Genomic DNA, 20,346 nt, shown 5'->3' on the forward strand with positions numbered 1-20,346 from the left:
GCGCAATGAAGCGGTCTTAACTTTCTCACGGAGGCGTTAATTTTATGTCATCGCACTCAAATAGCCACACACCTGTGCAAGACCAGACCAGGTACGGTGGCCAGTCGTTCTTGGATGACTATTTTGTGCAACTATCCGAAGAAGACGCCGGTCTCTACGATCCCGAGTTGCTCAATGACAGGGCCTGGATCCACCAGGAGCTGGCAGCCAACCGGACCCCAGGGCAGCCCAAACTGGAAATTCGTGATGAGCGCGAGGCCAGTGTCGTCTACATCGTCACCGATGACATGCCATTCCTCGTCGACTCCGTCAGTGCCGAGCTCGTGCGCCAGGACATGGCCATCCACCTTGTCACTCACCCCGTCTTTGTGGTGTCGCGGGACAAGACCAGTAACGACCTGACAAAGGTGACAAAGGTCCCCTCACACGCCGGAGTGGCCAGCGGTGACACCTCCGCCATGCCCACGATCGCCCACCTTCTAGGCGATGGAGACAATAACTCCTTCCTGGAATCCTGGATCGCCGTTGAGATACGCAAAACCAGTGCTCAGGCGAAAGAGGAGATCCTTGCTGGCCTGGCCAAGGTCCTCTCCGACGTCAGGGCTGCCGTGGAAGACTGGCCAGCCATGCGCGAGAAAGCCCTGAGCAGAGCCGAAATCCTGGCCTCGGTGCTTTCCGGGGAGTCCTTGGTGGACCTGCGTGAAGCCGAAGACCTCCTCCACTGGATGGAAGCGGACAACTTCACGTTCCTTGGCTACCGTGAATACGATCTTGAAAAGCGCAATGGCGAAGACGTTCTGGTCAACCGTGAAGGGAGCGGACTCGGTGTGATGCGCGATGGCTCAGGCCACCCCGCTGTGCAGCACCTCACCAAAACGGGCCGGCGCAAGGCCCGCGAAAAGCGCGTTCTGGTGATCACCAAAGCCAACTCGCGCTCCACCGTCCACCGCGCCGCCTACTTTGATTACATTGGGGTTAAGTCCTTTGACGCCCAAGGCAACGTCAATGGCGAGCAGCGCTTCATCGGGCTATTTTCCTCCAAGGTTTACACCGGCTCGGTGCGCAATATTCCGGTGGTGCGGGAAAAAGTGGACGCGGTGCTGCGCCACTTTGGCTTCCCGCCCAACTCACACTCGGGCAAGGACCTCTTTGCGGTCTTGGACACGTACCCTCGCGACGAGCTGTTCCAGATCGAGGTTGCAGACCTGATCGAGATCGCCAACGGGATCCTCCGGCTGGCCGAACGCCGTCGCACCCGCTTGTTCCTGCGCCCAGATATTTACGGCCGCTTCATGTCAGCACTGGTATATATTCCCCGTGACCGTTACACAACCGCAGTGCGCCACCGCATTGAGCGGGAACTGATGCGCACCTTCAACGCCAGCTCCATCGACTTTGAAGCCCGCATGAGTGAGTCCGCATTGGCACGGCTGTTCTTCCGCATCCGCCTGCCCAAGGACTACTTTGTTCCTGCCGAGCTTCACGAGGCGGAGCTGGAACAGCGCCTTGTGCTGGCTGCACGTTCCTGGCCTGAAGGCATTTCCCAGGTCCTTCGACACTCCCAGCCCCTGGATGTGGCCGACCGGCTCGTCAACAAATGGTCCGAAGCGTTCCCGGCCAGTTATCGGGTCGGCTTCGAAGTGGAGGATGCACTAGCCGACATTGCCCGGTTTGAGAGCTTCGACGCAGACTACAAGGCTGTGGTTGCAGCTGGAATGTCCCCGGATAAGTGTGCTCCTGGCATGCACGTTTACCTGCCGGAGAGTACGGATGGACTCATGCAGGCCGATGCGCGCGTGAAGTTGTACATGGCACACCCGCAAAGTTTGAGTAAGATTTTGCCGTTCTTCCACAACCTGGGGATCGAAGTTCTGGACGAGCGGCCCTTTGAGATTGAAACACACGACAAACGTGACTTCTTCCTCTATGACCTGGGCTTGAAATATCCGAGCGACGTTGATCCGTTGGCGACGGCGGAACTGCTCACCGAGGCGTTTGGTGCCGCCTTCACGGGACGCAGCGAATCGGACCACTTTGACAAGCTGGTGCTGACCGAAGGAATGCCGTGGCGCCAGATCATGATCCTGCGTGCCTATGCCAAATACATGCGCCAGATGGGGAACACGAACTCGTTCGGCCTGATTGCCGACACACTTTTGCACAATGTGAAGGTGACCCGCGGACTCATCGAGCTGTTTGAGGCCCGTTTTGACCCGGCTGTTGATGAAACAGTGCGACCCGGTATGCAAGCCAACATCCACGAGCGGCTCAATGCCGCATTGGAAAACGTGCCTACGTTGGATGCGGACAGGATTCTGCGAACCTTCTCCAACCTTGTCGACTCCACCCTGCGCACCAACTTTCACCGTGATCGGGACTACCTCAGCCTGAAACTGGATCCCTCCACCATCAAGGGCCTGCCTGCACCGCTGCCCATGTTTGAGATCTGGGTGTATTCCCCCCGGGTGGAAGGCAGCCACTTGCGCTTTGGCAAGGTCGCTCGTGGTGGCCTCCGCTGGTCCGACCGGCGTGAAGACTTCCGCACCGAAGTTCTAGGCCTGGTGAAGGCACAGACCGTCAAGAATGCAGTCATTGTTCCCACCGGTGCCAAGGGAGGCTTTTTCGCGAAGGCCCTGCCCAACCCGGCCATCGATCGCGGCGCCTGGCTGGAAGAAGGCCGGGAAAGCTACAAAATGTTCATCCGTGGCTTGCTCGATGTCACCGACAACCTGGTGGCCACCCCAGACGGGGAACTGGTGGTACCGCCGGAAAACGTGGTGCGCCACGACGCTGACGACAGCTACCTGGTGGTTGCTGCAGACAAGGGCACGGCATCCTTCTCCGACACGGCCAATGCCATCTCGGCAGAATACGGTTTCTGGCTCGGAGACGCCTTCGCATCTGGCGGTTCCGTTGGCTACGACCACAAGGCCATGGGTATCACCGCACGCGGCGCGTGGGAGTCAGTCAAGCGGCACTTTAGCGAGTTCGACCTCGACACCCAGAGCCAGGAGTTCACGGCAGTGGGTGTCGGGGACATGTCCGGAGATGTATTTGGCAACGGCATGCTGCGCACCCGCCAAGTGCGTCTCGTTGCGGCTTTTGACCACCGCGATATTTTCCTCGACCCCAACCCCGACGCCGAGACCTCCTTCGACGAGCGGCAGCGATTGTACGACCTGCCACGGTCCTCATGGCAGGACTACAACGAGGAACTCATCAGCGAAGGCGGCGGAGTGTACTCCCGCACGCTGAAATCCATCCCCATCTCCACCCAAGTCTGCGCCGCTTTGGGACTGCCGGAGGGAACGGAAAAGCTCAGCCCGCCGGAACTGCTGCGTGCGGTACTTTTGGCACCGACGGACCTGTTGTACAACGGCGGCATCGGCACCTACATCAAGGCCAGCAGCGAATCACACTCAGACGTGGGGGATAAAACCAACGACGCAATCCGCGTCGACGGTGCCGACCTGCGGGTGAAGATCATTGGAGAAGGCGGCAACCTCGGTATGACCCAGCGCGGCCGTGTCGAAGCGGCCCTGCACGGGGTCATCCTGAATACGGACGCCATAGACAATTCAGCTGGCGTCGATTGCTCCGACCACGAAGTCAACATCAAGATCTTCGTTGACAGGATGGTGGTTGCAGGGAAGTTGGATCCGGCGGAGCGCACGGAATTCCTGATGTCCATGACAGATGAAATTGGCACGTTGGTCCTTGAGGACAACATCGAGCAAAATATTCTATTGCTCAATGACCGCCAGCACGTGGTCGAAGGCAGCCCCAGCTTCGAACGATTCATGAACTGGCTTGAGGAACGAGCCGACCTCGATCGGGAGATTGAGGCGCTGCCCAGCAATGCGGAGTTGCGCGAACGGGTAGAGTCCGGGCAGGGGCTCACCTCGCCTGAACTGGCTGTCCTGCTGGCATACGCGAAAATGGAACTGGCCACCTCCTTGTCCAACAGTGACTTGGCGGAGGATCCGTGGTTCAAGTCAACCCTGCGGCACTACTTCCCTGCCGAGGTGGCTGAACGTTTTGACGCAGAACTGGACAGCCACCCACTGCGCAAGGAGATCATTGCCACCGTGGTGGCCAATGACATGGTCAATCTCGGCGGTATTACCTTTGCCTTCCGTGCATTGGAAGAAACCTCAGCCAGTGAAGTCGCCATTGCCAAGGCGTTTGTGGCACTGCATGAAATCTTTGACCTTGACTCCATGCGCTCAGCCTTGCGGGAGCTGCCGCCGAGTTTCTCCACCGAGCACTGGTGTGCTGTTCATTTGGATATGCGCCGCCACCTGGACAGGTCGTTGCGTTGGCTGCTCAATGAAGGCATCGTCAACCAAAAGATCGAAGACGTGGTCAAACGGTTCAAGCCGGTAGTCGGTACTCTCGGTACTCACATGGGCGATTTCCTCCAAGGTGTCGATGTGGAACGTGTGGCCAGCTGGTACAAACGTGCCACTGCCTTTGAGATGCCTGCGGACCTCGGACGGCGGTGGGCGGAACTCTTTGAGACGTTCCCACTTCTCGACGTCGCCAGGATCAGCGAAGGCCAAGACGAACCCGAATCCACGGTTGCCGGCGTGTACTACGCACTGTACAACCGCTATGGTGTGGATGCCCTGCTCGAGCGCATTACGTCACTGCCGCGCAATGACAGGTGGCAGGCACTGGCCCGCGCTGCCTTGCGAGATGATCTGTATGCGACCATCGCGGACATGGCCCGCAATGTCCTCGACAGCACCGACGCCGCCACCGCCCCCATGGCACGGATCACGGAGTGGGAAGCGCAGAATGAAGAACAACTGACCCGCTCCAAGCGCATGTTTGCTGAAGTCAACGACCTTGAACAGGACGACATGGCTTCCCTGTCTGTAGCATTGAGGCTCTTGCGTTCAATCGTGCGGCGCTAAAGTCACTGCCACTGACGGCGGTGGTGCTGGCACGGTTGCAACAGTTTGTGTGGTGCCTGCCTGCTCAGGCGGGCACCACCAACCATTTTTTGAGGAGCCAGCATGGCAATTTTTGCGGACATGATCAGGGAAAGTACGGGGTTGGGTCCGGGCGACGCCGAATGGCTGCACTTGCTGGTAGGGGACTGGCAGATGATCGCCGACTTGTCGTTTGCCGACCTGGTGCTGTGGTTCCCATCCACCAACGGCGAGGACTATGTTGCCTTGGCACATGTTCGTCCGTCCACTTCCCACACCATGTTCCATGCAGATTTCGTGGGGGAGGCAGTGCAACCTGAGCTTGCACCCCTGATCCGGACGGCGTGGACCAGCCAAAACATTGAGCGCTCCCATGAGACGAAGATCTGGAACTCGGACATGGCAATGCGTGTTGAGGCAATCCCGATGGTCCGCAACGGTCACACGCTTGCGGTCATCACCACGCACATGGACCTGTCCAGTTCACGCATGCCCTCACGGCTGGAGCTGACGTACCGCCAATGCGCCTATGACCTGCTTAAAATGGGCACGCTGGGGTTGTGGCCGGACTTTGCCTCCCCAACGGGTTCGCGCCGAGGGGCCCCACGGGTGGGGGATGGCCTCCTGCGCCTTGATGTCGACGGGATCGTGCAGTACGCGAGCCCCAACGGCGTCTCAGCCTTCCGACGGCTGGGTGATGGCGAGTCGTTGGAAGGGCGGTCATTGGCAGAAGTCACCACTGACTTACTCAAAGACCGTCGCATGGTGGACGAATCGCTGCCCTTGGTGGTTACAGGGAGGATGCCCTGGCGCACAGAGATCGAGTCCAGAGGCGTCAGCCTGTCCCTGCGTGCCATTCCGCTACGGGATGCCACGGAGCGTTTCGGCGCCCTGGTGCTGTGCCGCGACGTCTCGGAATTGCGCCGACGCGAACAGGAATTGGTGACGAAAGATGCCACGATTCGTGAAATCCACCACCGGGTGAAGAACAACCTCCAAACGGTAGCAGCGCTGCTACGCATGCAGTCTCGACGCATGCACAGCGAAGAGGGACGGCAGGGGCTGGAGCAAGCCATGCGACGTGTGGCCACGATCGCACTGGTTCATGAAACCCTGTCCCAGGGGTTGGCACAGAACGTGGACTTTGATGAGCTCATCGACCGGCAGTTCCGGTTGTCCGCGGAGGTTGCTTCACCATCACAGCGCGTGCGCACAGAACGTGAGGGCGCTTTTGAAGAACTGCCCAGCGACTTCGCCACGCCACTGGCCTTGGTGATCAACGAGTTGGTGACAAACGCTGTCGAACATGGCCTGCAGGACAGGGAAGGGACGGTGTGGCTCACAGCCCACCGCTACAAGAACTCTGCAGGAGACGATGCCCTTACGGTGACCATCGCTGATGATGGTGTTGGATTGCCGGAGGGGCACATCGCCGAAGGTCTTGGCCTGCAAATTGTGCGAACGCTTGTCACCAGTGAACTGGGCGGCACCATTGACTGGTCGCCAAGGGAAGGCGGCGGCACCGTCGTCGAACTGCAAATGGCGTTGATCAGCAGGCACTGAACCGTCTGGCAAGGTCACTCGTGGTTTAAACACAGCTGACCCGCAGCAGCAACCAAAGTCCATTGCAAGCAATGATGCGGTTGCTGCTGCGGGTCAGCTGAAAAATACTAGCTGGCGCGGCGGGCTCGGGCGGCGCGGCGTTTCATGGCGCGTCGTTCGTCCTCACTCAGGCCTCCCCAAACTCCTGCATCCTGGCCGGATTCGATGGCCCACTTCAAGCAGATGTCGATGACGGGGCAGCGACGGCATACGCTCTTCGCTTCCTCGATTTGAAGCAGCGCTGGGCCCGTGTTTCCGACCGGGAAAAACAGCTCCGGGTCTTTGTCGAGGCAGGCTGCGCGACTACGCCAGTCCATGCTGATCACTCACTCCTTTTAGAACGCGAGACTCTTGTGAAATAATTCACATTGGGCCACATAAGAAAGGGGCCGGTATCGGCCCCAGTTGGTCATTGCGTTAAGAGTGTCACGTAAACACGGCGTAAACAAGGGGTTTGGGGTGAAAATCCACGCTCCTGTCGTGAGCGATAAATCACAGTGACTCGGGGCTTCTCGGCTGCTAGTCAGCAATCTCCGATAGGGTGCAGGTGTGCAAAACAATCGCCAGATTCCTGCTGAATCTCCCCATTCCAAGAACGACGCATCGCTAGAAACAAGCGACATGGTTGACGGTTCTGAGCGGCCGCTAGGTGTTTACGTCGTAAGTTTCGTGGTGGGTTTGGAAGCGCTGGCACTTGGCGTGGCAGGGGTATGGTCAGTTATTTCAATGTTTACTCAGCCTATTTTTTCGCTGGCCAGCGCAATTTTTCTTTCCGTCCTGCTCCTGGGCTTGGCGGTGGGCTTGAGCGCCGTGGCGCTCAATGCGTATAGGGGCTTTCGTTGGACGAGGTCGGCTGCGTTTGTCTGGCAGCTTCTGATGGTGGCCATTGCCACACCGACTTTGCTGGAAGGAAATATTGCATTGGGCCTGGTGCTGCTGTTGCCGCCGTTGGCTGTGGCGTTTTTTCTGTTCACTCCGAAAGTAGTGGCCTTCTCTTTGCGCGCAGGAACCAGCAACAAGGTTCTGTAGGATCGTGCGCCGCTTTCGTCATGGGCACGTTCCCGGCAGCGGAAACTGAAACCAAGACCGTTCACCGTTGGCCAGCAGCACCCCACGCCCGTAAGGCTCAGCTCCGGCGGTGTCCAATCGGACGCCGAAAAGCTCACCATCTGCTGCGCGCCGGGGTCTGAGGACGATGCCCTGCTGCGCTGTCCGCAGGCCCCAAGATAAAGGCAGGCTGGAAACGGCCGGGCCCGGCCAGTTGAAGGCAGCCACCAGCACCATCCCGGCTGCCAGGCTTTCAGTCACCTGCTGCAACTCCATGGGAGTCAACGCAGCGGCGTCATCCAACCAGAGCAGTCGGGGTGCTATCTGCGGCTGGAGTGTGCCACGGAGAGAACTGCTGTTCAAATCTTCCAAGGCCTGAAGGAAACTTGATTTCCCGCTACTTGGACTGCCGAGAACCGGAAGCACGGTGCCGGGTTCGAGTGTGACCCTCACCGGGTGGGCGCCATCGCCGCCAATGCCCACCACGACGGATACTCCACGAGATCCGTGGCTGCCCGGAGCCGGGGCCTCTCCGGAAAGAGCTTCCTGCACTTGTTGCATGGATACTGAATCCGGCAGAGCTGAGACACGGAGCGTGCCAGCTGCTGCACTTCCATTGATTGGCAAGCGTGCGTGGCGACTGGTGTTGGACCCTCCGCGACTGGATCCGTGCTGGCTGCCAACTGTTTGAGATGATACTGACGGTATATTTCCGAGCTGCACAATGTGCAAAGCGTCATCACCGTCTCGCGAAACCAACTCGTTGACGGGCCCAGCGATGGTGCCACGCCCACGGAGGGGCTTGAAGCGGGGCATCCGGGGCCACAACATGGTGGATTCTGGGCTGGTACCGAAGGGTAGGAAGATCCGGTTCGGGATTGCTGGCAGGAATGCGGTGGAAAGGAGTTCGCGTCCTCCTCCCACAAGGACCACCAGATTTGGATGGCTGAAGCGAATCAGGGCAGCAATGCCGTCTTCGGTCTCGTGCCAGGGGCTGGCTCGGAATGCGGCCGCCCAGCGTCCCCAGTCGGTAATGCATAGGATAAGGGTTTGGGCGGTGGCGCCGGCGGTCTGCTCTAATCGGCCCACCAGGTGCGCTGCGGTTCTGAGCTGGTCCGGCCCTACATGTGCCCCCACCCAAGGGCTGCCGGCAAAGTGGTGCAGTGAGCCGTCTCCGTCCAACAGATACAGCAGCCGTGGAGGGGCGTGACTGCCGGTGACTGCTGAGCCTCTAGCTGCTAGGCCGTTGGATGCTGCGCGTCGAGAAGCAGCCTTGTTTGCTGCCAACACCTGCCCGGCGGCCAGCGCCACGGCATGGGAACTTTCGGGCGCGGCACCCAGGCAAGCAAGATGTGAGTTCAGTTCCGGGTTCCACAACAAAGGCTCCACGCTCTGGCTTAGCGGCACGTCCACGAATCCCAGCAGCAGTGATGCTTCACCTCCGAGGGCTCCTTCATTGCAAGGGACTTCTTCACTACCGAAGCCTCGTTCGGTGTGTGAGAGGCCCACGTGCACCTCCGATGGCAGTTCAGCGGCTATAACGGCAGTTGCTGGCTGAAGCGTGGTGTCCTCGGAACGGTAGTGCTGCCACGCCTCAATCATGAGGCCGGCAACAGCAGACACGTCGCTTGTGATGCCTCCTGGATCTGGGGAGTGGGCAGGTAGGAAGGACACCCGTTCACCGGGATCCTCCAACACGGGTCCTAGGCCGGTGCCAACAGAAGGCAGGCGGAGGGCTGCACTTTGGAACTCCTGTGGCGAAGCGCCGGCCTTGCTGATGAAAGCCCGGCCTGGGGTGCTCACGCTGATGGCTGCGGCCACACCGGTGCCAATGACATCCGTGGAGTCGAAGGTGGACTGCACCCGCAAGCAGATTGAACTTGTCACGTTGGCACGGATATCTGCATTCAAGGCACCTTGTGGACGTTGGGTTGCCATCACCAGATGGATGCCCAACGACCGCCCCACGGCGGCAATGCGCATGAGTTCAGCCATGGCGTCGGGGAACTGGTCAACTAGCACCCTGAACTCATCGATGATGACCACCAGGTGGGCCATGCCATGCGCTCCTGTGAGTTCAACAGCACCATGATGCAGCGCAGCTGCGCGGTAGGAGTCGCTGTCGGCAACTTCGCAGACGGCAAGCGCAGCCTCACGCAGATGGAGTTCGGCACGCAGTGATGCCAAGGTGCGGTCCATGGCATCGCCGCCCAAATCAGTAATAAGTGAGCTGGTGTGCGGAAACTTGCACAACGCTCCCAACCCTGCGCCGCCCTTGAAGTCAAAGAACACAAACTGCAGGTCTGCGGGGGAGTGCGCCACTGCCAGGCTCCCCGCAAGAGTTCGTAGAAGTTCTGATTTCCCCGATCCTGTGGTGCCTCCAAGCAGCAGGTGCGGACCGTCGTGGAGAAAATCAAACTTGGTGGGGCCCTCAGCTGATTGGCCCAAAGAAATTGGGCGAAGTGGGCCTCCACGGGAGAGCTTCCATTGCGCTACGACAGCATCACGCGAGCACAGCTCACGAAGCGGCAGCGTATTGGGCTCCAATGAGGCCTGCACGGCAGGTCCTTTTTCCAGACCCGCGACGGATAAAGCACGATGCCGACAATAGGCGTCAAATACTGTGGGCGGTACACCATCGGGTATGAAGTCATGATTGGCAAAAGTGCCTGCTAGATGGTTCCCTGCAGCACGCAGTTCAACTGTGGCGGACATTGCAGCGGTATCACTGTCGGCAGCGTCAATCCCGGATGAGGAGGCAGTGAGGGATCCGGTGGATGGTCCGGCCGGAGCATGCTGGGGCTGTGTGCCAGCACAGGTTCTTGCCAATGTGCCTTGGTGACGGGAAGGGTGGACTGCGAAGTGCACAACGCGCAGCCCCGGGCTGGGACTGATCCAGGTACCGACCGGCTCATCCACAAGTAGCAACACCGCCGCATGGGCGCCAGAGCCAACGCCCGCACCACGACGCCATTGTGCCAGGGCATGGGTAGCCGCAGAGACCGACGTTGCAAGCACTATGTGGGGCAGGAACCTGGCCGCCAAGGGGATGCTACCCGCAGAACCGAGCAGAAACACCGGAATGTCGGCAGCATCCAATTGCATCACCACATAGTGCAACAGTGAGAGCACGGCACCAGCTGGTCCCCTGACGTTGACGGGCATCTCCGACAGCGGTATGCAGAAAGGGAGTGCAGGCAGCCGCGGAGCCGAGAATCCTGGATCGGCAGGTGTCACCTCGAGCGCAGCCAGCTGGTCAGCAGTGCCAAAACGCAGCGCCGTCTGCACCCCGGAACGTTGGGGCTGGGTAGGCGCGGGCCCTGCCCGGCTGGCAGCCACCAACGTTGCTGCATCGGGGAAGGCATACGAACGCCGGCTGGCATCCTGCCGAACCGCAGCGTCGACAGCGCCACGGAACGCATTGCGCCGCTTGCGTCCACCGAACAAAGGAACCAGCGCTGCCATGGCACCCATGGCAGCAAAGGCCAGGAACATCCACGAACCAGTCACCAGTGCAAGCCCCACGCCCAACACCAAGGGCAGGCACCCTGCCACAGTAAAGGCGACACGGCTGCGCTGGGAGCCAGTAGAATTTGACACAGACAAAGGCCTCATCGCCGCAGAATCCAGTAGGTGAGGTTCGAAACCCGAAAGAGTCCGCACCGGGTGATGGAAACGAAGCTCAAGGATGCTGCTCCCGCAGGCAACCGAGTCTCCCACTTCAAGGACCACCGTGCCATTGATACGCTCGGCGCTTGCAGTCGGTGGATCATTGCTGGAACGAATGCTGAATCCACTGGAACCCTCAGTGGCACGCAGCGTAATCCCCTGGGCATTGACCACCAACGTGCCATGGTGCCTGGACAAGGAAGCGTCCTCCACCCGGATGCGGCACTGACCACGGCCCAGCGAGTATATTCCCCTGCGTAAAGCAAAAATAGCGCCTGCCCCTGGTCCTGCACAAACCGCCAGCACTGCTGTGATTGACCCGTCAGGATCTTGGAAGTCAGCTTGAGGACGCTGGACGTCTGGGGTGCGGTCACTATATGCATTGTCAGCGAAACCAGATTCATGGTGACCCGGGATATCCTGCCAAGCCACTACAACAGCGCCGTTGACAAGAGGGACTGTGCCCGCTTCCAAAACATGGATCGGCTGGCCTGCGACAGTGAAAAAGCAACCGGGCCAGCGTTGTACCAAAGCACGTTGCAACGACAGACCGGAATCGCTTGACCCTGATTGGCCGGACGGCCACGTGACGCTGAGCTCCGTGGGCGAAAAGGGAGCAACCGGAGGTACTGGTCCGGTGCCGGGAGCGGGGCCAGCTACGACCGTGACTTCAAGCAGCATTACCTTACCTCCCAAACGCCCCACACCAATGAACAATCCGGGAAGGCTAGTCCGTCAACAACGTTGGCAGACACCTGCAACAGCAGGACCAACTGCGTCACCGCAGCGGCAGTCGCTGCTTTCCTGGTGCCTGCTTGTTTGTTTGTCTGTTTCCGAGCCTAGGTGTGCCGGCGGCGCCGCTGGGATCCGGCGTCGTACTTTGTCAGTAAGCTCACCTACAGGCCCCCCTGTGGGGGAAAGAACACCACTGGGAAGCCGCCAAAACGTTGTGAGGATTCCCACCATGGAGGGGAGTGTGGATTGCGGTCAGGTAACCTAGGGAGGTAGCCCATGGCACTGCTGTGCCCATAAATCGCCACCAAGCACCACAGGAGAGTTTGTGAACGCTGATTTGGTCGTTGTCGGTTCAGGTTTCTTTGGCCTGACCATTGCAGAACGTGCCGCCACGGAATTGGGTCTGAAGGTGGCTGTGCTGGACCGCCGCCATCACATTGGTGGCAACGCCTACAGCGAAAACGAAGCGCAGACCGGCATTGAGGTGCACCGCTACGGCGCTCACCTGTTCCACACCTCCAACGAGCGTGTGTGGGAGTACGTGAATCGCTTCACCGCATTCACGAACTACCAGCACAAGGTGTACACCTCCCACAAGGGCGAGGTGTACCAGATGCCCATCAACCTGGGCACTATCAACCAGTTCTTCCGATCCTCCATGGGCCCTGGTGAGGCTCGTGCGTTGATCCAGGAACAGGCTGGCGAACTCGCGGGGACCGACCCGGAGAACCTCAACGACAAGGGCATCCAGCTCATTGGCCGTCCGCTGTACGAAGCGTTCATCAAGCACTACACAGGCAAGCAGTGGCAAACGGATCCGAAGGACCTGCCGGCGTCGATCATTTCCCGACTCCCCGTGCGCTACAACTATGACAACCGCTACTTCAGCGACACCCATGAGGGCCTGCCGGTTGACGGCTACACAGCGTGGATTGAGCGCATGGCCGACCACCCGAACATTGAAGTGGTGCTGAACACCGACTTCTTTGACGACGGCGAGTACTCCCGCAAGGCTGTTACCGGCCAGGTTCCCGTGATCTACACCGGTCCCGTTGACAGGTACTTTGACTACGCCGAAGGCGACCTGTCCTGGCGCACCATCGACCTGGAACAGGAAGTCCTGCCCATCGAGGACTTCCAGGGCTGCTCGGTCATGAACTATCCGGACGAGGACGTGCCATACACGCGCATCCACGAGTTCCGCCACTTCCATCCCGAACGCTCCTACACCAAGGACGCCACGGTCATCATGCGCGAGTTCTCGCGCTTCGCCGAAAAGGGTGACGAACCGTATTACCCCGTCAACACCAGCGATGACCGCAGTAAGCTGCTGGCCTACCGCGACTTGGCCCGCGGCGAGCAGGACGTGCTGTTCGGCGGACGCCTGGGGACTTACAAGTACCTCGACATGCACATGGCCATCGGTTCTGCACTGAGCATGTTCGACAACAAGATCAAGCCGCACTTTACTGGCGGTGCGAAGCTGCAAAGCGGAGGAGTTGACGCGTGAGCGTAGTCGAGGCTGAAAATAAGTTGGCAGTCCTGCAAAGGATCATTCTTCCCACCGAATCCCAGGTGGACACGCTTCCGCTGTACGTAGACGCCGGCTCTGCCAGTGGCATACGGCTGCGGGAAAACGATGAGTTGGCGCGCAGCCCCAAACTGCCTGAAGACAAGCTTCAGCTCTTCAGCTCCGGTGGCCCCGACGTGCACTTCGACGACATTCTCTCGCGTCGTTCGATGAACGTACGCGCCGGTGAACAGGTCTCCTTTGGCACCTACTTCAACGCTTTTCCGGCCAGCTATTGGCGGCGCTGGACCGATGTGAGGAATGTCAGGCTTGAAGTCACCACCACCGGTGGCGGAAGCGTGACTGTGAGCAAGTCCAACGCACGCGGTTCCATTCAGCATGTGGAAAGCATTAGTGTCAGCGGCGCAGCAACTTCAGTGTTTGACCTTTCGCTGGTGCCTTTTGGCGACGGCGGCTGGTACTGGTTCGACCTTGCCGCAGGCCACAATGGCCTGACACTTGAAGGGGCCCAATGGACTCTTCTGGAGGCACCTCGAACCAACGGCCAGGTGACACTTGAGATCACCACGATGAACAAGCCCGACTATTGCTTGAACAACGCCCGCCTCTTGGCTGAAAATCCAGATGCGTTGGTAAACGTCAAGGAAATCCTGATTGTTGACCAAGGCTCCAAGAAGGTCCGGGACGAAGCAGGCTTTGCCGAGGTCGCCGCCGCACTGGGCAGCAAGCTACGGATCATCGACCAGGGCAACTTGGGTGGTTCAGGCGGCTTTGCCCGCGGCATGTATGAGGCAGTGGAAAACGGCAGCGACTATGCGCTGTTGTTGGACGACGACGTCGTGGTGGAACCCGAGAGCATTCTGCGCATGTTGGCCTTCTCCGACCGCTGCAAGAAGCCCACGATTGTAGGCGGACACATGTTTGACCTGCACAATCGCAGTGTGCTGCACACCTTTGGCGAGGTGGTGGACCCGCACCGCATCGTTCCGGCCATTCCGCACGCGGACATGGACATGCGCCATGACTTCAGCGTCTCCAACCTTCGCCAAACATCGTGGCTGCACCGCCGCGTCGACGTGGATTACAACGGCTGGTGGATGTGCATGATCCCCACCGCAGTGATCCGCGAAATTGGCTTGGCACTTCCCTTGTTCATTAAGTGGGATGACGCAGAATATGGTCTGCGTGCCCGTGCTGCCGGCTTCGCGACCGTCAGCCTGCCCGGGGCTGCCGTATGGCACGTTTCGTGGCTGGACAAGGACGACATGGTCGGCTGGCAGTCCTACTTCCACGAACGCAATCGCCTCATCACCACGTTGATCTACAGCCCCTACCCCAAAGGCGGCCGAGTCCTTCGGGAATCCGTCCAGGCGGACGTCAAACATTTGGTGTCCATGCAGTACTTCACTGAGCACGGCCGTTTGGAAGCGTTGAAGGACATCTTCAAGGGTCCGGAACAGCTCCACGATGTATTGGCAACGAAACTACCGGAGATCAACGCCCTGCGCACGCATTACGCAGACGCGCAACTGAAGGAAAACGTTGATGATTTCCCGGCTCCAAGGCTCGGCCGTGGGCCTCTGGGTGGGGCAGCCATCGGCATGCCCAGGAAAAAAGACCTGGTCTCCTGGGGCCTCAAGACAGTTGCACGCCAGCTGATCAAAGCACCTGATGCCGATTCAGCCGTACGCCCACAGGGTGTGCTGGCACACCGCGACAGCCGTTGGTTCAGACTTGCGCACTACGATTCTGTTGTGGTGACGAATGCTGAAGGCACCGGCATGTCCTGGTACCAGCGTGACCCCAAGCTGCTGCGCTCCATGCTGGCCGAATCTGCCAGGCTCCATGTTCGATTGGTGAAGGAATGGGATGAGTTGGCTGAGCGCTATCGAAGTGCCATTGGCGAGATAACGTCCATGGAAGCCTGGAAAAAAACATTCGACCAGCATTCAGTGGACGGCCGGTAGATGCCCGAGGTCAAAAATGAGTTGACAACACCTGGCAGCGGTCGCGGCCTGCTGGGAGTCTATTCAAACCGATTCCTGCTGAAGCTGCTGGTGCGCAAGGAAATCAAGGTTCGCTACCGTGGATCCGTGCTGGGGCTTTTATGGTCGTATGTGAAGCCGCTGATGCAATTCATGATTTATTTCGTGGCGCTGGGCATCTTCCTCAATCTGCAAAAAGCAACGCCAAACTACGCCATCTACCTGTTCTCCGGGATTGTTTTGGTCAACTTTTTCACGGAAGCACTTGGAAATTCCACCCGCTCGATCGTGGAAAACAGGGATCTGATCCGCAAGATTTACCTACCACGGGAGCTTTTCCCGGTTGCGACCATTTGGGTCTCCGCCGCCCACTTCCTGCCTCAGGTGGTTATTCTGGTTGGTGCAGCTCTGCTGGTGGGCTGGCAGCCCTCAGCCTTCCAGCTGCTGGCCGCCATTGCAGCATTCATTGTTGTGGCAATTCTCGCCACGGGCTTGGGCCTGCTCTTTGGGGCTGTCAACGTGTACTTCCGTGATTCGGAAAACATTGTGGACATGATCTTGATGGTTGTGACCTGGGCGTCGCCTGTTCTCTACATGTGGACCATGGCCAGAGATGCGCTGGGATCGTGGTTCTGGGTCTATCAGGTGAACCCCATGACGGTGGCTGTGGAGATCTTTCACTGGGCATTCTGGTACCCCACCTTGGGTGCTGACCAGCTGGGGATGGTGGAGATGCCGCCCAACCTGATCGCTTTCTGGCTGCCTATTTCGTTGCTGGTTTCACTGGCTGTACTCTTCGGCGGTCAGTTCATCTTCCGTCGACTCGCTGTCCATTTTGCCCAGGAGCTTTAGAATGCCCGTAGCCGAGGCTGTAGCCGACAACATCGCCATCACCTGCCGAAACCTTCGCAAGGTTTTCGTGCTGCGCAATACCCGCTCCATGAAGGAGTCCATTGTGTGGCTTGTGAAGGGCCGAAGGGGCGACTTGTCCAAGCGATTTGACGCCTTGCAGGACATCTCGCTGGATGTTGCCCAAGGGGAGACGGTGGCGCTGCTTGGCTTGAACGGCTCAGGAAAGTCAACGCTGCTGAAGCTAATTTCAGGCGTTTTACAGCCCGACGGCGGAACGGTCCAGACCCGGGGGAGGGTGGCCGGCCTCATCGAAGTTGGTGCAGGCTTCCACCACGACCTCAGCGGACGCGACAACGTCTACCTCAACGGCGCCATCCTGGGCATGACCGAGAAGCAGATCGAGACCATGTTCGACTCGATCGTTGAATTCTCCGAAATAGGCGAGTTCATCGATACTGAAGTGAAGTTTTATTCGTCCGGCATGTATCTGAAACTGGCTTTTTCCATTGCGGTCCACACGGATCCCGAGGTGTTTTTGATCGATGAGATCCTCGCGGTTGGTGACGAACCCTTCCAGCGCAAGTGCATCAAGAAAATCAAGGAATTGGCAGCTGCCGGCAAGACGCTGTTTGTGGTCAGCCATGACCTGGACCTGGTCTCAACCGTTTGTGATCGCGGAGTGCTGCTTGAACACGGCAAGGTCGTCATGGACGACGACGTCCACGTGGTTGTCAAGGAACTGCGCAGGCGGTCAGAAGTCGCCAGCTGACCGGGGTCGTGATAGTTGATCTTTAACTGAGTCAGAATATTTTGTTTGTGTGCTGCCCGGACATGTTGTCCGGCAGGATTTATGGTGTTTAGGGAGCGGTGCTGGAGTGACTTGGTGGGAAGCTGTACCTTTTGTTTTGTTAGCGGGGGCAGTCTTTTTCGTGCCTGGTCTTCTCTTTTCCCTTGCCGTGCGGGTCCGTGGGTTGTCTGCCGTCTTGCTTGCGCCGGTCTTCAGTGTCGCCTTGGCCAGTGTGCTTTCATTGGCTCTCCCGATTGTTCATGTTCGTTGGACACCCCTTTCCTATGGAATTGGTGTTCTGGTGGTCTCGGTTCTCGCATTCGGGATAAAGCTGGCCTTGACGCGCAAATGGCCTGATCCTGTCTGGACCCCACAACGCCGATCGATCATTATTGCCTCTATTGCCGGCCTGCTGGGTGCTGGAGCCCTTATAGCCGTGCAAATGGGTACTGCATTCATCACCCCCGAGAGTATCTCCCAAACGTATGACAACGTCTTCCATCTCAATGCTGTGCGTTGGGCCATTGAGTCCGGCAACGCATCTCCATTGAACCTTGGTGCGTTTACGGGCATTAGTGCCTACCCCTCGGCATGGCATGCAATGACAAGCCTCGTGGCGATGGCCTCGGGGGTGAGCATCCCAATTGCTGTAAACGTCACCAACATCGCCATCGGGGCGCTTGTGTGGCCGGTTGGCTGCCTGTACCTTGTGCACCGCCTGGTTGGTGAGCGGCTTATAAGTACCGTGGCGGCAATGATCTTCGTTCCTGCGTTCACCGGGTTCCCGCTGATGATGGTTGATTGGGGCGTTCTGTACCCGAACCTGCTGTCCATAGCGCTTCTGCCTGCGGCCATGGGCCTGGCTTTCAGCGCACTGGGTGTCGCCAGAGGCTATCGACCAAGCACGCCCATTGCCTGGCTTCTTGTTCTCGTCTCTGTTCCGGCTGTGGCTGTTGCACACCCGAGCACCTTGATGGCACTGCTTGTTTTCGTGCTTCCTGCAGTCGTGTTCTTGGCGTATGGCAAGGTGGCGCCACTTTTTCCCGTGAACACTGCAGAACGACGGCGATCCGTCCTCATCGCTGGTGGCATCGCAGTCGCCTCATTGGTGGTCTTGGCGATAATTTGGCGGAAGTTTCGTCCACCGCCGGGAGCTGCAGGGTGGGGCGCTGTTGAAAGTCCGCCACAGGCAATTGGTGAGGTCTTTCTCGGCGGAGCCTTGGGGCGCCCGGCAGCAACCATCATTGCCATTTGCATGGTGGTTGGTCTTCTCAGGTTGTGGATCTCTCGAAAGCAACTGTGGATTCTTGGCACATTCGTTGTCGCAGGGGTGCTGTTCTTCTACGCAGCCGGATTGAACTTCAGCCCGCGCTGGTTCCTGACCGGTGTTTGGTACTACGACAGCAACCGGTTGGCGGCTCTGCTACCAGTGGCCATGCTCGGTCCGGCTGTCATTGGAGCCACCTACTTGTGGGACGCCGTGCATCGCAAGATTGCAGTGATGGGCCACAGGAAGTCTAGTGGCGAGGCAATTTCCGGCAGAGTCCGGACCAGGCGGCGCACCGTTGTCTATACGGCAGGAATTCTCGCACTACTTTTTGCCACTCAATACGGCGTCATGAACTGGGCAGTTCAGCATGCCTATTACGCCTACACGTCCACGCCCACGTCGGGGCTGTTGACTCCTGATGAAACTGCGCTGCTGAACAGATTAGATACTCATGTGCCGCCGGGGGCGGTCATCGCTGGAATGCCCAGTAGTGGCACAGCGCTGGCCTATGCCTTCTCGGGTAGGGAAGTTGTCCAGCCGCACATTCTGACGACTCACGGGAAGGACGTGGACATCGTCAACGCCGGACTGAAGAGCGCTGACGAATTCCCTTGGGTTTGTGATGCGGTACATAAACTCAATGTGAAATACGCCTTGGATTTTGGGACTAGATCTGTGACAGGAACCATGCCGGGATACGGCGGGGTCTTGGACCTGTCGACATCAAAGGCAATGAAACTAATCGATCAAGCTGGCCCTGATGCCAAGCTTTACAAGGTCACCGCCTGCTGGTAGCTAAGGCAATCCAGGTTGCCGGAAGGTTGACTTGAAACAGCAGAGGGTCCCGGTCCATGGACCGGGACCCTCTGCTGTTTCCACATGGAGTTGCCTAGGCGTCCAATAATGACAGCAAGTATCCGCCATAACCGCTCTTGAGGAGAGGTTCGGCTCGTTGACGCAATTCATCATCGGTGAGGAATCCTTGGCGCCAAGCGATTTCTTCCGGCGCACCAATTTTCAAGCCTTGTCTGCTCTCGACGGTCCGAACAAAGTTCGAAGCGTTGTTGAGGTCTTCAAAAGTGCCTGTATCAAGCCAGGCGGTTCCACGTGGAAGGATTTCTACTTGTAGCTTGCCATTTTTCAAGTAGTGCCTGTTAATGTCGGTGATTTCAAGTTCCCCACGGGGCGACGGCTTGAGGCCCTTGGCGATCCCCACGACATCATTGTCGTAGAAGTACAGACCGGGAACGGCATAGTGGCTCTTGGGATTTTCCGGCTTTTCCTCGAGGGAGATGGCTGTTCCGGCCTCGTCGAACTCGACCACGCCATAGGACTTCGGGTCCTTGACCCAGTAGCCAAAGACTGCACCGCCGTCGACCGTTGCGTGCCGGCGCAGCTGTGTGCCCATGCCGGGGCCGTAAAAGATGTTGTCACCGAGGACCAGGGCAACCGGTTCGTTGCCTATGTGGTCTTCACCGAGGATGAAAGCTTGGGCAAGTCCGTCAGGAGATTCCTGCTTGACGTAGGTAATTGAAACGCCGAATCGTGATCCGTCTCCAAGTAAGCGAGTGAACTGTTCGGCATCGTGGGGAGTTGTGACCACCAAAATATCTTGAATTCCGGCAAGAATCAGGGTCGAAAGAGGGTAGTAGATCATGGGTTTGTCATAGACCGGCACCAGTTGCTTGCTGATACCATGAGTAATTGGATGCAGTCTCGAGCCAGTTCCGCCCGCAAGGATAATTCCGCGCATAGAGCAATCATGGCCGCAAGCATTGGTAGAACGCAAACGCGTTGCCACTTCGCAGGGGCTAAAGCGGTTGCCGGCGACGAAATAGATTCGTATCCATGGCAGTGATAGCCCTTAGCTTGCTAAGTTGGAAGATTAGGAACTCATTGAGCAGCAAAACACAAGTGAGCGGCGCGCGCCA

At 58.5% G+C, this 20,346-nt stretch carries 12 protein-coding genes; 9 read left to right on the top strand and 3 right to left on the bottom strand.

From position 1 onward, the window contains the following. Positions 1-44: 44 nt before the first annotated feature. Together Q4P21_RS00105 and Q4P21_RS00110 are read left to right on the top strand one after the other, a co-directional pair. Positions 45-4,919: an NAD-glutamate dehydrogenase gene (locus tag Q4P21_RS00105; protein ID WP_303386839.1), complete on the top strand. Its 4,875-nt coding sequence runs from the start codon at positions 45-47 to the stop codon at positions 4,917-4,919. 102 nt (positions 4,920-5,021) lie between these two features. Continuing rightward, positions 5,022-6,500, top strand: coding sequence for a sensor histidine kinase (locus Q4P21_RS00110; protein WP_303386840.1), 1,479 nt, complete (start codon positions 5,022-5,024; stop codon positions 6,498-6,500). 107 nt (positions 6,501-6,607) lie between these two features. On the opposite strand, the gene Q4P21_RS00115 is transcribed toward Q4P21_RS00110, so the two are convergent. After that, positions 6,608-6,856, bottom strand: a complete 249-nt coding sequence (locus tag Q4P21_RS00115; protein ID WP_207343814.1) for a WhiB family transcriptional regulator — start codon at positions 6,854-6,856, stop codon at positions 6,608-6,610. 361 nt (positions 6,857-7,217) lie between these two features. Between Q4P21_RS00115 and Q4P21_RS00120 the strand changes: the two genes are divergently transcribed. Continuing rightward, on the top strand, positions 7,218-7,568 hold the full coding sequence (locus Q4P21_RS00120; RefSeq protein ID WP_303386841.1) for a hypothetical protein: 351 nt from the start codon (positions 7,218-7,220) through the stop codon (positions 7,566-7,568). An 18-nt stretch (positions 7,569-7,586) separates the two neighbouring features. Here Q4P21_RS00120 and Q4P21_RS00125 read toward each other — a convergent pair whose 3' ends face one another. Further along, a complete protein-coding gene (locus tag Q4P21_RS00125; protein ID WP_303386842.1) occupies positions 7,587-11,186 on the bottom strand; it encodes an FtsK/SpoIIIE domain-containing protein in 3,600 nt (1,199 codons plus the stop codon). A gap of 33 nt (positions 11,187-11,219) precedes the next feature. On the opposite strand from Q4P21_RS00125, the gene Q4P21_RS00130 reads away from it, so the two are divergent. From Q4P21_RS00130 to Q4P21_RS00155, 6 genes are all read left to right on the top strand, one after another. Continuing rightward, positions 11,220-11,516, top strand: coding sequence for a hypothetical protein (locus tag Q4P21_RS00130; protein WP_303386843.1), 297 nt, complete (start codon positions 11,220-11,222; stop codon positions 11,514-11,516). A 799-nt stretch (positions 11,517-12,315) separates the two neighbouring features. Continuing rightward, positions 12,316-13,500, top strand: coding sequence for a UDP-galactopyranose mutase (gene glf, locus Q4P21_RS00135; protein ID WP_303386844.1), 1,185 nt, complete (start codon positions 12,316-12,318; stop codon positions 13,498-13,500). After that, positions 13,497-15,488: a glycosyltransferase gene (locus tag Q4P21_RS00140; RefSeq protein WP_303386845.1), complete on the top strand. Its 1,992-nt coding sequence runs from the start codon at positions 13,497-13,499 to the stop codon at positions 15,486-15,488. Before glf ends, Q4P21_RS00140 begins: the two co-directional genes overlap by 4 nt. Beyond that, positions 15,489-16,358 (top strand): ABC transporter permease, encoded by an 870-nt coding sequence (locus tag Q4P21_RS00145; RefSeq protein ID WP_303386846.1) that lies wholly within the window; start codon positions 15,489-15,491, stop codon positions 16,356-16,358. 1 nt (position 16,359) lies between these two features. Continuing rightward, positions 16,360-17,127, top strand: a complete 768-nt coding sequence (locus Q4P21_RS00150; RefSeq protein ID WP_303386847.1) for an ABC transporter ATP-binding protein — start codon at positions 16,360-16,362, stop codon at positions 17,125-17,127. Positions 17,128-17,287: 160 nt separating this feature from the next. Further along, positions 17,288-19,210, top strand: coding sequence for a DUF6541 family protein (locus Q4P21_RS00155; RefSeq protein WP_369598829.1), 1,923 nt, complete (start codon positions 17,288-17,290; stop codon positions 19,208-19,210). 94 nt (positions 19,211-19,304) lie between these two features. On the opposite strand, the gene rfbA is transcribed toward Q4P21_RS00155, so the two are convergent. After that, positions 19,305-20,168, bottom strand: a complete 864-nt coding sequence (gene rfbA, locus Q4P21_RS00160; RefSeq protein WP_303386849.1) for a glucose-1-phosphate thymidylyltransferase RfbA — start codon at positions 20,166-20,168, stop codon at positions 19,305-19,307. Positions 20,169-20,346 lie beyond the last annotated feature (178 nt).

Source organism: Arthrobacter sp., from assembly GCF_030540645.1.
Lineage (GTDB): Bacteria > Actinomycetota > Actinomycetes > Actinomycetales > Micrococcaceae > Specibacter.

Coding starts and splice junctions, on each gene's coding strand:
- Q4P21_RS00115 (WP_207343814.1), bottom strand. CDS start 6,856: ATGGACTGGCGTAGTCGCGCAGCCTGCCTCGACAAAGACCCGGAGCTG.
- Q4P21_RS00145 (WP_303386846.1), top strand. CDS start 15,489: ATGCCCGAGGTCAAAAATGAGTTGACAACACCTGGCAGCGGTCGCGGC.
- Q4P21_RS00150 (WP_303386847.1), top strand. CDS start 16,360: ATGCCCGTAGCCGAGGCTGTAGCCGACAACATCGCCATCACCTGCCGA.
- Q4P21_RS00105 (WP_303386839.1), top strand. CDS start 45: ATGTCATCGCACTCAAATAGCCACACACCTGTGCAAGACCAGACCAGG.
- Q4P21_RS00110 (WP_303386840.1), top strand. CDS start 5,022: ATGGCAATTTTTGCGGACATGATCAGGGAAAGTACGGGGTTGGGTCCG.
- rfbA (WP_303386849.1), bottom strand. CDS start 20,168: ATGCGCGGAATTATCCTTGCGGGCGGAACTGGCTCGAGACTGCATCCA.